Here is a 1,792-nt window from a genome sequence, read left to right as displayed (position 1 = left end):
CATCTTCAGTCAAACCGATGTCTTTCAGACGGTTGAAGCGCATACCGCTTGCAGAGTGGCAAGACAAACAGTAGTTTGTAAAGATTTGCGCACCGTGCTGCAGGCTGACTTGGTCACGCAGGTCGATATCGACTTTTTCGTAGTGTCCGCCGCCGCTGGCGACGGCTGCACTCATAGGTACTGCCAGCAATAAGGCAGCAAACCAGTTTTTCAGAGTTTGTTTCATTTTCGCTGCCCTCATCAGATATTGGTTGCAAACAAGTAAGCACCGACAACGGTAATACCGACGTAAACAAAGAACATAATTTTTTGTTTAGTAGTGCTCATGGTTACGCGTTCAGGAACTGGTTTGTTGGTATCCAGTTTGGTATAGAACGGCATACCCAGGAAGAATGCAAAGTAGACGAAAGACAGGATACGTGCAACCAAAGTACGAGTATCAGTTGCTACCATTGCACCCAAAATACCCAAACCGATGAAGGCAATGATGAACAGAACCAATGCGGTTTTGAAGATTGGGCCGCGATAGCGGACAGATTTAACCTCGCCTTTATCCAACCAAGGCAACAAGGCAATCAGTACAACTGCTGCACCCATACCGATTACACCCCATACCTGAGTACCGGCAAAGGAAGGAATCGCACGCAGAATTGCGTAGAACGGAGTGAAGTACCATACCGGAGCAATGTGCGGAGGTGTTTTCAGCGCATTTGCTGCATCAAAGTTCGGGGCTTCGAGGAAGTAGCCGCCACCTTCAGGTGCAAAGAACAACACAGAACAGAAGACAATCAGGAATACAACGACGCCCAAGATGTCTTTAACGGTGTAGTAAGGATGGAATGGGATACCATCGCGTGGAATACCGTTTTCATCTTTGTTTTTCTTGATTTCAACGCCATCAGGGTTGTTAGAACCCACTTCGTGCAGGGCGATGATGTGAGCCACGACCAAGCCGAGCAATACCAAAGGTACAGCGATAACGTGCAGGGCGAAGAAGCGGTTCAAAGTAACGTCGGAAACGTTGAAGTCACCGCGGATCCAAGTGGACAAATCAGGACCGATAACAGGGATGGCGGAGAACAGGTTAATAATTACCTGCGCACCCCAGAAGGACATTTGACCCCAAGGCAACAGGTAACCCATAAAGGCTTCTGCCATCAATGCCAAGAAAATCAGGGAACCGAAAATCCACACCAATTCACGAGGTTTTTTGTACGAGCCGTAAATCAGACCACGGAACATGTGCAGATAAACGACGATGAAGAAGAAAGATGCGCCTGTGGAGTGCATGTAGCGGATAATCCAGCCGCCGGACACGTCGCGCATGATGTACTCTACTGCGGTAAAGGCAGCAGGCAGATGGTAGGCGTTAAGGTTGCCGTCCGGTTTGTAGTTCATGGTCAGGAAAATACCGCTGACGATTTGAATTACAAGGACGAGCAGAGCCAAAGAGCCGAAGTAGTACCAGAAGTTGAAGTTCTTCGGCGCATAGTATTGAGCCAAATGCTCATTCCACATTTTAGACAGAGGGAAGCGATCGTCCATCCAGCCTAACAATGCTTTTGCTTTGCTATTGGTTTGGTTTGCCATAATTATCGTTCCTTATTTTTAGTCTTCGCCCACCAAAACAGTCGTATCGCTCAGATATTTGTAAGGCGGTACAACCAAGTTGGTCGGTGCAGGAACACCTTTGTATACTCGGCCTGCAATGTCGAATTTCGAACCGTGGCAAGGGCAGAAGAAACCGCCTTTCCCGTCTGCGCCCACGTCGGCGGGAGCAATGTCGGGACGG

3 protein-coding genes are annotated in these 1,792 nt (G+C 48.6%); all 3 read right to left on the bottom strand.

Going from position 1 to position 1,792, the window contains the following annotated elements; genetic code table 11:
* On the bottom strand, positions 1-226 hold a 226-nt coding region (locus ACTHUT_RS19595; RefSeq protein WP_440419497.1), incomplete at its 3' end, for a cytochrome c1.
* A gap of 14 nt (positions 227-240) precedes the next feature.
* The gene (locus ACTHUT_RS19590; protein WP_049328413.1) at positions 241-1,590 is read right to left on the bottom strand and encodes a cytochrome b; all 1,350 of its coding nucleotides are present in this window, start codon (positions 1,588-1,590) and stop codon (positions 241-243) included.
* A gap of 18 nt (positions 1,591-1,608) precedes the next feature.
* On the bottom strand, positions 1,609-1,792 hold a 184-nt coding region (locus ACTHUT_RS19585), incomplete at its 5' end, for a Rieske 2Fe-2S domain-containing protein (RefSeq protein ID WP_440419495.1).

Source organism: Neisseria sp. P0022.S010 (assembly GCF_051956635.1).
The sequence above is the reverse complement of the archived record's forward strand: the minus strand, read 5'-3'. Positions and strand labels throughout refer to the sequence as shown.